This window comes from Streptomyces sp. 11x1 (assembly GCF_032598905.1).
Lineage (GTDB): Bacteria > Actinomycetota > Actinomycetes > Streptomycetales > Streptomycetaceae > Streptomyces.
Genome location: NZ_CP122458.1, coordinates 8,282,056 through 8,295,782, shown reverse-complemented (window position 1 = coordinate 8,295,782; position 13,727 = coordinate 8,282,056). Strand labels below are relative to the sequence as shown.

Below are 13,727 nucleotides of genomic sequence, written 5' to 3'. Positions count from 1 at the left end.
GGGCCCATGCGAAGTGACCCCGTGGTCCAGGTCCGGTCCCTGGTGAAGCGGTACGGCGACAAGACCGCGGTGGACGGCCTGGACCTGGTGGCCGGGGCGGGCGTGACCGCCGTGCTCGGCCCGAACGGCGCCGGCAAGACGACCACGATCGAGACCTGCGAGGGCTACCGCGAGCCGGACTCCGGCTCGGTGTCCGTCCTCGGCCTCGACCCGGTCCGCGAGGCCGCCGCGCTGCGCCCCCGGATAGGCGTGATGCTCCAGTCCGGCGGTGTCTACTCCGGCGCCCGCGCCGAGGAGATGCTCCGCCACGTGGCCCGGCTGCACGCCCACCCCCTCGACGTGGACGCTCTCGTCGAGCGCCTGGGCCTCGGCAGCTGCGGCCGTACGACGTACCGACGGCTCTCCGGCGGTCAGCAGCAGCGGCTCGCCCTCGCGATGGCCGTCGTCGGCCGGCCCGAGCTGGTCTTCCTCGACGAGCCGACCGCGGGCCTGGACCCGCAGGCCCGGCGGGCCACCTGGGAGCTGATCCGGGATCTGCGCGCGGACGGCGTCTCGGTCATCCTCACCACGCACTACATGGACGAGGCCGAGCAGCTCGCGGACGACGTCGCGATCATCGACGGCGGCCGGGTCATGGCCCAGGGCTCGCCCGAGGAGCTGTGCCGGGGCGGCGCCGAGAACACCCTGCGCTTCACCGGCCGGCCCGCCCTCGACGTGGGCTCCCTGCTGAAGGCGCTCCCGGCGGACTCCACCGCCGTCGAACTGACCCCCGGCGTGTACCGGGTGACCGGCAAGGTCGATCCGCAGCTCCTGGCGACCGTCACCTCCTGGTGCGCCCAGCACGGGGTGATGCCGGACCGGATCTCGGTGGAGCGGCACACCCTCGAAGACGTCTTCCTGGAGCTCACAGGCAAGGAGCTGCGTTCATGACCGCGCGTACGGGCACGGGCTCCTACACACCGAAGCCGGGTGCCGCCCCGCTCCCCCGCATGATCGCGGCGCAGGCGGCGCTGGAGACGAGGATGCTGCTGCGCAACGGCGAGCAGCTGCTCCTGACGGTCGTCATCCCGACGCTGCTGCTGGTGCTGTTCGGCTCGGTGGACATCGTCGACACCGGTGAGGGCGAGGCGATCGACTTCCTCGCGCCCGGCGTCCTCGCGCTCGCCGTGATGTCGACGGCGTTCACCGGGCAGGCCATCGCCACCGGCTTCGAGCGCCGCTACGGCGTGCTGAAGCGGCTGGCGGTCTCCCCGCTCCCCCGCTGGGGCCTGATGGCGGCGAAGACCCTGTCCGTGCTGGTCACGGAGGTCCTCCAGGTCGTCCTGGTCACGGTGATCGCCTTCGCGATGGGCTGGGACCCGCACGGCAACCCCTTCGCCGTGCTGCTCCTGCTGGTCCTCGGCACGGCCGCCTTCTCGGGCCTCGGTCTGCTGATGGCAGGCACGCTGAAGGCGGAGGCGACGCTGGCGGCGGCGAACCTCGTCTTCCTGCTCCTGCTGGTGGGCGGCGGCGTCGTGGTCCCGCTGGAGAAGTTCCCGGACGCGGCGCAGAGCGTGCTCGGGCTGCTGCCGATCGCGGCCCTGTCGAACGGGCTGCGGGACGTCCTCCAGCACGGCGCCGGGATGCCGTGGGGCGACCTCGGGATCCTCGCCGTGTGGGCGGTGCTCGGGCTGGGCGCGGCGGCCCGCTTCTTCCGCTGGGAATAGCGGCAGGTCACCTCGCGTGTGGAGTGTGAAGAGCGGCAGGTCACGCCTGCCGCACCTCAGGGCCACACCCCCTCGTGAATGCGTGCACAAGCGGCGGGCCTACGATGGGGGCGTGCCGAAAGTGACCCGCGACGACCTCGTCTCCGCTGCGCGCAACCCGCTCGCCTTCATCGCCGAACGCTGGACCCCGGACCCCAGAACGGTCCGGCGCGCGGCTCTCGCCGCCCTCGTCATGGCGGTGGTCATCGTGGTGACCGGCGGTGCCGTACGGCTCACCGGGTCGGGCCTCGGCTGCCCGACCTGGCCCAAGTGCACCGACGACTCGCTCACCGCGACCCGTGAGATGGGCGTCCACGGCTACATCGAGTTCGGCAACCGCATGCTGACGTACGTGCTGTGCGCGGCGGTCGGCTGGGCCATCGTCGCGGCGCGCTCCCAGAAGCCGTACCGGCGGAGTCTGACCCTGCTGGGCTGGGCGCAGTTCTGGGTCGTCATGGGCAACGCGGTGCTCGGCGGCATCGTCGTGCTGGTCGGCCTCAACCCCTACACGGTGGCCGCGCACTTCATGCTGTCGACCGCGCTGATCGGCGTCGCCGCCGTGATGTGGCACCGCACCGGCGAGGGCGACACGGCCCCGCGTCCGCTGGTCGGCCAGGCGGTGCGGCAGCTGGTGTGGATCCTGGTCGGTGTGACGCTGCTGCTGATCGCGGTGGGCACGGTCGTCACCGGCGCGGGCCCGCACGCGGGTGACTCCAGCGAGGTCGAGCGGATCCCGCTGAACTGGGAGAACGTCACCAAGCTGCACGCCGTGCTGGCCTGGATCGTGGTGACGCTGACCTTCGCCCTGTGGTTCGTCCTCAAGGCCGTGGACGCCCCCGCCGAACCGCTGCGCCGCACCCGCGACCTGTTCCTGATCCTCCTCGCGCAGGGCCTCCTCGGCTATGTGCAGTACTTCACCGACCTCCCCGAGGTTCTGGTCGGCGCCCACATGTTCGGCTCCTGCCTGGTGTGGATCGCGACCCTGCGGGTGCTGCTGTCGCTGCGGGAGCGGCCGGTGGACGAGGTCGACGTGCCCGCCGCGGCGGCCGAGGCGCCGGTCGCGGCGCGCGGCTGAGTCAGCCGTACGCCGCCACGAGGTCGTCGATCGCGGGTCCGAGGAACAGCCGGGTCAGCTCGGCCCGGTGGGGCACCTGCTCACCCGGTCCACCGTAGCGGCGCCGCCGGACGTCCTCGACCACCTCGGCGGGCGCGCCCAGCGTGGGCAGCAGGTCCAGGGCCTCCCGCTTGGAGATCAGCCGGCCCTCGCGCAGGGTGGCCGTGGCGCGGGCGAAGGTGAGCAGGCCGAGGTCGACCCAGACGTCCCGCTCCCACAGCGGGGCCCGGTCCACGGCCGGGCGCCAGAACTCCTTCTGGTCACGGACGACGAAGGCGTCCAGCTCGATGTCGGAGACGGGCGGCAGCAGGGCCTTGGGCGCCTCGCCGTGCAGGACGAGGCCGAAGGTGTGCAGTTCACGCCGGGCAACCGGGGTGACCGTCCGCCGGAACAGCCTCTCGTGCGCCCAGGTGAGGTGTCTGCGTGCGGCGTCGGCCGCCGTGGCGGGCGTCAGATAGGTGCAGTGCAGCAGGGCGGCGAGGCGGTCGTGGCGCAGCCGGGCGTGCAGCCGGCCGACCTGCCAGGCGGTGCGGGCGGTGACCGGGCCGTCCAGGACGGCGATCAGGTCGAGGTCGCTGCGGCCCTCCCGGTAGTCGCCGCCGCCGAGGGAGCCGTGGGCCCAGACGGCGAGCGGGGTGAGCGCGCGGAGTTCGTCGAGGAAGTGCCGGAGCAGGGCCGCCGTGTCGGTGTCGGTGGCCGGTCCGGGTAAGCCGGTGGTCGCGTCGCTGCGTGTCATGTGCCCAGTCTGTACAGCCGCCGCGGGCGCCGTACACCCGGCGGCTCACTCGAGCCCGTAGACCCGTCGCGCGTTGTCGGCGGCGATCAGTCCCGCCACGCGCTGGGCGTCCGTGAGCGCCCAGGCGCCCTCCGCGACCCACGTCCCCAGCACCCGTGCCAGCGCCTCGCGGAACAGTCGGGCCCCGACCACGTGCAGTTCGGGCAGCCCGTGGGCGCCGCTGGAGAAGAGGAGCTTGCCGAAGGGGGCGAGTTCCAGGACCTCGGCGAGCACGGCGGTGGCCCGTGCGCCGGTGCGGACCAGTTCGGCGCCCAGGTCGGCGTAGACGTGCGGGAAGACAGCGGCGAGGTGGGCGGCGTGGCGGTGGTACGGGTAGCCGTGCAGCAGAATCAGGTCGGTGCCGAGGCCCGCCGTGGCACGGGCGAAGTCGGTGAGCAGGACGGGGTCGGTGGCGTCGATCCGCAGGCCCGGTTCGCCGAGGCCCGCGTGGAGCTGGAGGGGGCGGCCCGAGGCGACGGCGATCCACAGCAGGTGGCGCAGGAGGACGGGGTCGGTGAGCGATCCGCCGACCGGCCGGTGGGCGAGCCAGCGTCCGACCGCGCCGCGCACCTCGCCGGGCCCGGGCGGCTCGGGCGCGAACGCCAGGCCGTGCCGCACGCCCGCGACCGACGCGAAGGCGACGGCGTTCGCGGCGGCCGCGTGCACGGACTCGGCGAGATTGGCCAGGAACGACTCGACGGTGCCGGAGGTGTCGGCGACCTGTTCGGCGAGGAGTTCGAGTCGGATGATCTCGTGTGCGTCCGCGTCCGCGGTGGAGGCCATCTCGCGGGGGCCGGTGAGGTCGCCCGGCAGGCCCGTGTCGACGAGGTAGGTGGTGACCCCGCTGCCGCGCAGGAGTCTGCGGCCGGCTTCCAGGACGCCCAGCTCGCGGCGGCGGGCGAGATAGCGGGCCGGTGGGCAGTGCGGTTCGAGGCCCAGCAGGGGTGGGCACCAACGGCGGACGGCGAAGCCCGTCTGGGTGTCGAAGAAGGTGGTGCCGGGGGCCGGTGGGCCCTCGCTGCGGGCGAGGTGGGCCTCGAAGGTGCCGAGGCCCAGCTCCGTGCGCAGTACGCCGTGGCAGTACTGGTCCACGAGGGACGGCGTGTAGATCATCGGGCTCCCCGAGGCTGGACCTGTGAACTCCCATAGGTCCTAACGGGTGAGCCGGGCTCAGGTGTTGCTGTTGCTGGGGCCGCCGACCTGGATTCCGGCCATGCGCGACCACTCGTACGGGCCGGTGCGCACCTTGGCGGCGAACTCGCCGTCGAAGTCCTCGTGGACGGTGACGCCGGCCTTCTGTACGGCCAGTTCGGCGATGGCGTGGGTGGGGGCGACGAGGTCGCCCCAGCCGCCGTCCTCGCCGACCAGGACGATCCGTGCGCCGAGCCGGCCGATGTGGGCGACCTGGGCCTCGGCGCCGCCGTGCGCTGCCGCGAAGGAGCCGATCTGCTTGGCCAACTTGGCCGCCTTGCGGTCGGCCTTCGCGGCGGCCTTGGCTGTCTTGGCCTCGTCTGCCTGCTTGGTGTCTGACATGGGCTGGATGCTACCGGCGGGTAGAGCGGGCGGCGACGGTGGGGCAAGTGGGGTTGGCCACTCGCCGTTCTGCGTCGCGGTGGGTGGGTGCGTGCGGGTCGTACGTGGTTGCTCGCGCCCACGCGGCGGAGCCGCACATCGATACAGCCCCGCGCCTTTTACGGGGCGCGCGCCTCAGCGTAGGAAGGGGTCCACCGCCACCGCGACGAACAGCAGCGACACGTACGTGATCGACCAGTGGAAGAGGCGCATTTCCTTCAGCTTGGCGCCGGTCGCGCCGTTCTTCGCGCGGGTCTGGAGGGCGTGCGCCTCCCAGAGCCACCAGCCGCCGGTGACCAGGGCGACCGCGGTGTAGAACCAGCCGGTGTAGCCGAGGGGGGTGAGGAGGAGCGAGACCGCGACCATCACCCAGCTGTAGAGGACGATCTGGCGGGCCACGACCTTGTTGGAGGCGATGACCGGGAGCATGGGCACGCCGACGCGGGCGTAGTCGTCCTTCACCTTCATGGAGAGGGGCCAGTAGTGCGGCGGGGTCCAGAAGAAGATGACGAGGAAGAGGATGACCGCGGCCCACGACATCGAGTTCGTCACAGCGGACCAGCCGATGAGGACCGGCATGCAGCCGGCGATGCCGCCCCAGACGATGTTCTGCGACGTACGCCGTTTGAGGATCATCGTGTAGACGACGACGTAGAAGAGGAGCGCCCCGAGCGACAGCCACGCGGACAGCCAGTTGACGAGGACGCCGAACCAGATCGTGGAGACGACCGCTAGGGTGATGCCGAAGACCAGGCCCTCACGCGGGGTGACGAGACCGGTGACCAGCGGACGCTGGGAGGTGCGCTCCATGAGGGCGTCGATGTCGCGGTCGATGTACATGTTGAGCGTGTTGGCGCCGCCCGCCGAGAGGTAGCCGCCGACGCAGGTGGCGAGCACCAGCCACAGGTCCGGGACGCCCTGCTCCGCCAGGAACATCACCGGAACGGTGGTGATCAGCAGCAGTTCGATGATCCGCGGCTTCGTCAGCGCCACGAACGCCTTGACTCGGGCCCCGATCGGCCGCTGACCCCGGCTGCTGCTCGTGTTGCTCGCGCCCAGCACTCCCGGTGGACGGGATTCGACGGCCGTCACGCACACCCCTGACAGAGACTCCCAGCAAGCCTTGGGATGTGAACTCCCCGTGACGGCTCGCGCGTACCACGCCACTGTAGACGTTGCCCAGAGCCAGCCTTTCAAGGGGGTGGGGTCGTGTTGGGAGGCGGCCTCCGGCGAGCCGAACACACTTCGGTTGAGCAGTCGGATGAGCGGCTCCGTATTCAGATGTCGAACAGCGGAACCCCCAGGTCTCACCATGCGGAACACGGGTCGGGAGGCGGACCGGACCCAGTCCCGTCAGTCTGGAATGACTCGAAAAAATGCGCGTTCCCACGGGGGTAGGCTCGACAACGGCCGGTGCCGTGAAGAACACCGGCACGAGACATGTGGAGAGGAGCCCTGACCCAGGGTGAGCACCAAGCCGACCACTACAGACCTCGCGTGGACCGAATTGGACCAGCGGGCCGTCGACACCGCCCGGATCCTGGCCGCCGACGCCGTCCAGAAGGTCGGCAACGGCCATCCGGGCACGGCGATGAGCCTCGCGCCCGCCGCGTACACCCTCTTCCAGAAGGTGATGCGCCACGACCCCGCCGACCCCGACTGGGTGGGCCGTGACCGGTTCGTCCTGTCCGCCGGCCACTCCTCCCTGACCCTCTACATCCAGCTGTACCTGGGCGGCTTCGGCCTGGAGCTGGCTGATCTGGAGGCCTTCCGCACCTGGGGCTCGAAGACCCCGGGCCACCCCGAGTACGGACACACCAAGGGCGTCGAGACGACGACCGGGCCGCTCGGCCAGGGTGTCGCCAACGCCGTGGGCATGGCGATGGCCGCCCGCTACGAGCGCGGTCTGTTCGACCCGGAGGCCGCCGTCGGCGAGTCGCCGTTCGACCACCATGTCTTCGTGATCGCCGGTGACGGCTGCCTCCAGGAGGGCATCTCCGCCGAGGCCTCCTCGCTCGCGGGTCACCAGAAGCTCGGCAACCTCGTGCTGCTGTGGGACGACAACCACATCTCCATCGAGGGCGACACCGAGACGGCCGTGTCCGAGGACACGGTCAAGCGGTACGAGGCGTACGGCTGGCACGTGCAGCGCGTCGAGCCGCAGGCCAACGGCGACCTCGACCCGGCCGCGCTGTACGCGGCGATCGAGGCCGCGAAGGCCGTCACCGACAAGCCGTCGTTCATCGCGATGCGTTCGATCATCGCGTGGCCCGCCCCGAACGCGCAGAACACCGAGGCCGCGCACGGCTCGGCGCTCGGCGCGGACGAGGTCGCCGCCACCAAGCGGGTCCTCGGCTTCGACCCGGAGAAGGACTTCGAGGTCGCCGACGAGGTCATCGCGCACACGCGTGCCCTGGGCGAGCGCGGCCGTGAGGCCCGTGCCGTCTGGGAGAAGCAGCTGCAGGAGTGGCGGGACGGCAACGCCGAGCGCGCCGCGGAGTTCGACCGGATCAGCGCGGGCGAGCTGCCCGAGGGCTGGGAGTCGCACCTGCCGGAGTTCGAGACCGGCAAGGGCGTCGCGACGCGTGCCGCGTCCGGCAAGGTCCTCCAGGCGCTCGGCGCGGTGATCCCCGAGCTGTGGGGCGGCTCCGCCGACCTCGCCGGGTCGAACAACACCACGATCGACAAGACGAGTTCGTTCCTGCCGGCGGACAACCCGCTGCCGGAGGCGCAGCCGTACGGCCGGACGATCCACTTCGGTATCCGTGAGCACGCCATGGCCGCGGAGATGAACGGCATCGCGCTGCACGGCAACACCCGTATCTTCGGCGGCACGTTCCTCGTGTTCTCCGACTACATGCGCAACGCGGTGCGGCTGTCGGCGCTGATGCACCTGCCGGTGACGTACGTGTGGACGCACGACTCCATCGGTCTGGGCGAGGACGGTCCGACGCACCAGCCGGTCGAGCACCTGGCCGCGCTGCGGGCGATCCCGGGCCTGAACGTGGTCCGCCCGGCCGACGCCAACGAGACCGCGATCGCCTGGCGCGAGATCCTCAAGCGGTACACCAAGGAGTTCGGCAAGGGCGCCCCGCACGGTCTGGCGCTGACCCGTCAGGGCGTGCCGACGTACGAGGCCAACGAGGGCGCCGCCAAGGGTGGTTACGTGCTCTTCGAGGCGTCGAACGGTGCGCCGGAGGTGCTGCTCGTCGCCACCGGTTCCGAGGTGCACGTGGCCGTCGAGGCCCGCGAGCGGCTGGAGGCCGACGGGGTGCCCACCCGCGTCGTGTCCATGCCGTCCGTGGAGTGGTTCGAGGAGCAGGACCAGGGGTACCGGGACAGCGTTCTGCCGCCGTCCGTCAAGGCGCGTGTCGCGGTCGAGGCCGGGATCGGGCTGACCTGGCACAAGTACGTCGGTGACGTCGGCCGCATCGTTTCGCTGGAGCACTTCGGCGCTTCGGCCGACGGCAAGGTCCTCTTCCGCGAGTTCGGCTTCACCGCCGAGAACGTGGCAGCGGTCGCGCAGGAATCCCTCGCCGCCGCTCAGCGCTGACGCTTACACACGACACGTAGGAGATGTAATTCCATGACAGACGCACTCAAGCGCCTCTCCGAGGAAGGCGTGGCGATCTGGCTGGACGACCTGTCGCGCAAGCGCATCACGTCCGGCAACCTCGCCGAGCTGATCGACCAGCAGCACGTCGTGGGCGTCACCACCAACCCGTCGATCTTCCAGAAGGCGATCAGCAGCGGTGACGGCTACGAGCAGCAGGTCTCCGACCTCGCCGCCCGTAGGGTCACCGTCGAAGAGGCCATCCGCATGATCACGACAGCGGACGTCCGTGACGCCGCCGACATCCTGCGCCCGGTCTTCGACGCGACCGGCGGCCAGGACGGCCGGGTCTCCATCGAGGTCGACCCGCGCCTGGCGCACAACACCAAGGCGACGGTCGCCGAGGCCAAGCAGCTGGCGTGGCTGGTGGACCGCCCGAACACCCTGATCAAGATCCCGGCGACGATGGGCGGCCTGCCGGCCATCACCGAGGTCATCGGCCTCGGCATCAGCGTCAACGTGACACTGATCTTCTCGCTGGAGCGCTACCGCCAGGTGATGGACGCCTACCTGGCCGGTCTGGAGAAGGCCAAGGAGCGCGGCCTGGACCTGTCGAAGATCCACTCGGTGGCGTCCTTCTTCGTGTCCCGGGTGGACACCGAGATCGACAAGCGCCTCGACGCGCTCGGCACCGACGAGGCCAAGGCCGCGCGCGGCAAGGCCGGTGTCGCCAACGCCCGGCTCGCCTACCAGGCGTACGAGGAGGTCTTCTCGGACGGCCGCTGGGCCGCCCTGGAGAGCGCGGGTGCCAACAAGCAGCGTCCGCTGTGGGCCTCGACCGGCGTCAAGGACCCGGCGTACAAGAGCACGCTGTACGTCGACGAGCTGGTCGCGCCCAACACGGTGAACACCATGCCGGAGGCCACGCTGGAGGCCACCGCGGCGAGCGGTGAGATCCGCGGCAACGCGATCGCGGGCACCTACGAGCAGTCGCGTGCCGAGCTGGACGCGGTCGAGAAGCTCGGGATCTCGTACGACGAGGTCGTGCAGCTGCTGGAGGACGAGGGCGTCGAGAAGTTCGAGGCTTCCTGGAACGACCTGCTCAAGTCGACCGAGGCGGAGCTGCAGCGCCTCGCACCCTCGGAGGGCTGAACACCTTGGCACCTCTTTCCGTCACCGGAGCGAATCCGCTTCGTGACGCCGCGGACCGACGGCTCCCGCGTATCGCGGGGCCGTCGGGCCTGGTCATCTTCGGCGTCACAGGCGATTTGTCACGTAAAAAGCTGATGCCTGCCGTGTACGACCTCGCCAACCGCGGACTGCTGCCGCCGGGCTTCTCGCTCGTCGGCTTCGCGCGCCGGGAATGGGCCAACGAGGACTTCGCGCAGGAGGTGCACGACGCGGTCAAGGAGCACGCGCGGACGCCCTTCCGCGAGGAGGTCTGGCAGCAGCTCATCCAGGGCATGAGGTTCGTCCAGGGCACCTTCGACGACGACGAGTCCTTCGAGCGGCTGCGCGACACCATCGAGGAGCTGGACAAGGCCCAGGGCACCGGGGGCAACTTCGCCTTCTACCTCTCCGTGCCGCCGTCCGCGTTCCCGGTCGTCATCCAGCAGCTGAAGAAGCACGGGCTGGCGGACCAGTCGGGCGGGTCCTGGCGGCGCGCGGTCATCGAGAAGCCGTTCGGCCACGACCTGGCGTCCGCCGAGGACCTCAACGCGACCGTGGAGGAGGTCTTCGCCCCGGACCAGGTCTTCCGCATCGACCACTACCTGGGCAAGGAGACCGTCCAGAACATCCTGGCGCTGCGCTTCGCCAACACGATGTTCGAGCCGATCTGGAACCGGTCCTTCGTCGACCACGTACAGATCACGATGGCCGAGGACATCGGCATCGGCGGCCGGGCGGGCTACTACGACGGTATCGGCGCGGCCCGTGACGTCATCCAGAACCACCTGCTGCAGCTGATGGCGCTGACCGCGATGGAGGAGCCCGCCTCCTTCGACGCGGACGCGCTCGCCGCCGAGAAGACCAAGGTGCTCGGCGCGGTGCGGCTACCGAAGGACCTGGGCCGGGACACCGTGTTCGCGCAGTACGCGGCCGGCTGGCAGGGCGGCGAGAAGGTCATCGGCTACCTCGAAGAGGACGGCATCGACCGCAAGTCGAAGACCGACACCTACGCGGCGATCAAGGTCGAGGTCGACAACCGCCGCTGGGCGGGCGTCCCCTTCTACCTGCGGACCGGCAAGCGGCTGGGCCGTCGGGTCACCGAGATCGCGGTGGTCTTCCAGCGCGCCCCGCACTCCCCCTTCGACTCCACCGCCACCGAGGAGCTGGGCCAGAACGCGATCGTCATCCGCGTCCAGCCGGACGAGGGTGTCACGGTCCGCTTCGGTTCGAAGGTGCCGGGCACCTCGATGGAGATCCGGGACGTGTCGATGGACTTCGCCTACGGCGAGTCCTTCACGGAGTCCTCGCCCGAGGCGTACGAGCGTCTGATCCTCGACGTCCTCCTGGGCGACTCGAACCTCTTCCCGCGCACCGAGGAGGTCGAGCTGTCCTGGAAGATCCTCGACCCGATCGAGGAGTACTGGGACAAGCACGGCAGGCCCGCGCAGTACCAGGCGGGCACCTGGGGTCCCGTCGAGGCGGACGAGATGCTCGAGCGAGACGGACGGAGCTGGCGCCGGCCATGAAGACAGACCTCACGGACACCACGGCCAGCAAGATCAACAAGGCGCTGGTGAAAGCCCGCCGGGCGATAGGCACCCCGGCGGTCGGCATGGTGCTGACGCTGGTCATCGTGACGGACGAGGAGAACGCGTACGACGCGCTCAAGTCCGCCAACGACGCCTCCCGCGAGCACCCTTCGCGCACGATCGTGGTGATCAAGCGCGTCTCCCGCTCGCCGCGCGACCGTACGAAGTCCCGCCTCGACGCCGAGGTACGGGTGGGCGCGGACGCGGGCACCGGTGACACGGTCGTGCTGCGGCTGTACGGCGAGGTCGCGGACCACGCCCAGTCGGTCGTGCTCCCGCTGCTGCTGCCGGACGCGCCGGTGGTCGTCTGGTGGCCGGTGAACGCGCCGCTCGACCCGGCCCGCGATCCGCTGGGCGCGCTCGGACAGCGCCGGGTCACCGACAGCTACGCCGCAGAGAAGCCGATCGACGAGCTGCGGGCCCGCGCGGAGAACTACGAGCCCGGCGACACGGACCTGGCCTGGACCCGGATCACCCCTTGGCGCTCCATGCTGGCCGCCGCGCTCGACCAGGTGGACTGCGAGGTCATCTCCGCGGAGGTGCAGGGCGAGCAGTACAACCCGAGCGTGGAACTGCTGGCCATGTGGCTGGCGGACCGGCTCCATGTGCACGTACGGCGTGGGGTGTCGGCCGGGCCCGGCCTGAACGAGGTGCGGATGCTGACCAGCACCGGCCCCATCCGGCTCTACCGGCCGAACGGCGGGCTGGCGCTGCTCACGCTGGAGGACCAGCCGGACCGGGCCGTGGCGCTGAAGCGCCGCGAGACCTCCGAGCTGCTGGCGGAGGAGCTGCGCAGGCTCGACCCCGACGACACGTACGCGTCGGCCCTGCGGTTCGGGGTGGACCGGCTGGGCGGCGGGCTGAGCGCTGCGCCGGGCAGCGCGCCGGCGGCGGCGACAGCGGCGGGTTCCGGGAGCTCCGCGACCGCGGGTGCCAGGGCTACGGCTGGGGGTGCTGCCTCTGGTGGTGCGGCGCCTGGTGCCGCTGGTGGGACTTCCGGCGTCACGGCTTCCGGGGGTGCCGGGGCACTGGGCTCCGGGTCGGTGGCCTCGGCCGGTGGGCCCGGTCATGCCTCGGTGTCCGTTCCGGGTGCCGTCTCCGGCTCGGGTCCGGGGCTGGGTGCGGCCGTCGCGTCGGCCGCTTCCGCGGCGCGGGCTGCCGCGGCGCTGCCGCCGGCCGCCTCTTCGGCCACCCCTTCGGGGGCGGAGGGGTCGACCGGGTCGGCCGGTGACGGTGCCGGTGCCGGTGCCGGTGACTCCGAACGGCCCACTCCGGCGCAGATGCCGCCCGTGAAGAAGGCGACCACGTCATGAGCACCCCGCAGTTGGTCGTGCACCGCGACAAGGAGCTGATGGCGCAGGCCGCGGCGGCCCGGCTGATCACCAAGGTCGTCGACGCGCAGGCCTCGCGCGGCTACGCCTCGGTCGTCCTCACGGGTGGCCGCAACGGCAACGGGCTGCTCGCCGCGCTGGCGGCGGCGCCCGCCCGGGACGCGGTCGACTGGGGCCGGCTGGACCTGTGGTGGGGCGACGAGCGGTTCCTGCCCGAGGGCGACGCCGAGCGCAATGTCACCCAGGCCCGTCAGGCGCTGCTGGACTCGGTGCCGCTGGACCCCAAGCGGGTGCACGCCATGCCGGCTTCGGACGGGCCGTGGGGTGCCGATGTGGACGCGGCGGCCGCGGCGTACGCCGAGGAGCTGGCGCGGGCGGCGGGGCCGGAGAACCACGGGTCGGTGCCGACGTTCGACGTGCTGATGCTGGGGGTCGGGCCGGACACCCATGTGGCCTCGCTCTTCCCCGAGCTGCCCGCCGTGCGGGAGACCGAGCGGACGGTGGTGGGGGTGCGCGGAGCGCCGAAGCCGCCGCCGACGCGGGTCACTCTGACGTTGCCGGCGATCCGGGCGGCGCGTGAGGTGTGGTTGCTCGCGGCCGGGGAGGACAAGGCGGGGGCGGCGGCGATCGCGTTGTCCGGAGCCGGGGAGATCCAGGCGCCGGCTGCGGGGGCGAGCGGGAGGGCGCGGACGCTGTGGCTGCTGGACGCGGCGGCGGCGTCACGCCTGCCGCGCTCGCTGTATCCGCCGGCCTCGCCATAACGGGTTGGCTCTCGCCCCCCGCCGCCCCTACCCGTTCCCATCCCCAGGGGCTGCGCCCCTTCGACCCCCATGCGCGGGCCGGTGGGGCTTCTCGCGCAGTTCCCCGCGCCCCTTTCA

General features: G+C 71.4%; 12 protein-coding genes. 8 read left to right on the top strand and 4 right to left on the bottom strand.

The features are described from left to right. Positions 1–6: 6 nt before the first annotated feature. The 3 genes from P8T65_RS36355 (at position 7) to P8T65_RS36345 (ending at position 2,820) form a co-directional block, all read left to right on the top strand. Positions 7–930 (top strand): ABC transporter ATP-binding protein, encoded by a 924-nt coding sequence (locus P8T65_RS36355; protein WP_184895548.1) that lies wholly within the window; start codon positions 7–9, stop codon positions 928–930. Then, positions 927–1,706: an ABC transporter permease gene (locus tag P8T65_RS36350; protein WP_316729447.1), complete on the top strand. Its 780-nt coding sequence runs from the start codon at positions 927–929 to the stop codon at positions 1,704–1,706. Before P8T65_RS36355 ends, P8T65_RS36350 begins: the two co-directional genes overlap by 4 nt. Before the next feature lie 112 nt (positions 1,707–1,818). Continuing rightward, the gene (locus P8T65_RS36345; protein WP_316729446.1) at positions 1,819–2,820 is read left to right on the top strand and encodes a COX15/CtaA family protein; all 1,002 of its coding nucleotides are present in this window, start codon (positions 1,819–1,821) and stop codon (positions 2,818–2,820) included. Between the two features lies 1 nt (position 2,821). Here the strand turns inward: P8T65_RS36345 and P8T65_RS36340 are convergent, their stop codons facing one another. From P8T65_RS36340 to P8T65_RS36325, 4 genes are all read right to left on the bottom strand, one after another. After that, positions 2,822–3,595: a nucleotidyltransferase domain-containing protein gene (locus tag P8T65_RS36340; RefSeq protein ID WP_316729445.1), complete on the bottom strand. Its 774-nt coding sequence runs from the start codon at positions 3,593–3,595 to the stop codon at positions 2,822–2,824. A gap of 45 nt (positions 3,596–3,640) precedes the next feature. Continuing rightward, entirely contained in the window at positions 3,641–4,747 is a 1,107-nt protein-coding gene (locus P8T65_RS36335; RefSeq protein ID WP_316729444.1) for an amidohydrolase family protein, read from the bottom strand. A gap of 57 nt (positions 4,748–4,804) precedes the next feature. Beyond that, positions 4,805–5,167, bottom strand: a complete 363-nt coding sequence (locus P8T65_RS36330; RefSeq protein WP_316729442.1) for a hypothetical protein — start codon at positions 5,165–5,167, stop codon at positions 4,805–4,807. A 174-nt stretch (positions 5,168–5,341) separates the two neighbouring features. Then, positions 5,342–6,298 carry a heme o synthase gene (locus P8T65_RS36325; RefSeq protein WP_316729440.1) on the bottom strand — a complete coding sequence of 319 codons (957 nt, stop codon included), beginning with the start codon at positions 6,296–6,298 and terminating at the stop codon, positions 5,342–5,344. Between the two features lie 373 nt (positions 6,299–6,671). On the opposite strand from P8T65_RS36325, the gene tkt reads away from it, so the two are divergent. From tkt to pgl, 5 genes are read left to right on the top strand one after another with little or no spacing between them, the layout of a single operon-like run. Further along, the gene (gene tkt, locus P8T65_RS36320; RefSeq protein WP_316729439.1) at positions 6,672–8,759 is read left to right on the top strand and encodes a transketolase; all 2,088 of its coding nucleotides are present in this window, start codon (positions 6,672–6,674) and stop codon (positions 8,757–8,759) included. A gap of 33 nt (positions 8,760–8,792) precedes the next feature. Further along, positions 8,793–9,911, top strand: a complete 1,119-nt coding sequence (tal, locus tag P8T65_RS36315; RefSeq protein WP_316729438.1) for a transaldolase — start codon at positions 8,793–8,795, stop codon at positions 9,909–9,911. A gap of 5 nt (positions 9,912–9,916) precedes the next feature. Then, complete coding sequence (zwf, locus tag P8T65_RS36310) at positions 9,917–11,455, top strand: glucose-6-phosphate dehydrogenase (RefSeq protein WP_316729437.1); 1,539 nt, start codon at positions 9,917–9,919, stop codon at positions 11,453–11,455. After that, the gene (opcA, locus tag P8T65_RS36305) at positions 11,452–12,831 is read left to right on the top strand and encodes a glucose-6-phosphate dehydrogenase assembly protein OpcA (RefSeq protein ID WP_399101653.1); all 1,380 of its coding nucleotides are present in this window, start codon (positions 11,452–11,454) and stop codon (positions 12,829–12,831) included. Before zwf ends, opcA begins: the two co-directional genes overlap by 4 nt. Then, positions 12,828–13,610, top strand: a complete 783-nt coding sequence (gene pgl / locus P8T65_RS36300; RefSeq protein WP_316729436.1) for a 6-phosphogluconolactonase — start codon at positions 12,828–12,830, stop codon at positions 13,608–13,610. Before opcA ends, pgl begins: the two co-directional genes overlap by 4 nt. The last annotated feature ends 117 nt before the right edge of the window (positions 13,611–13,727 follow it).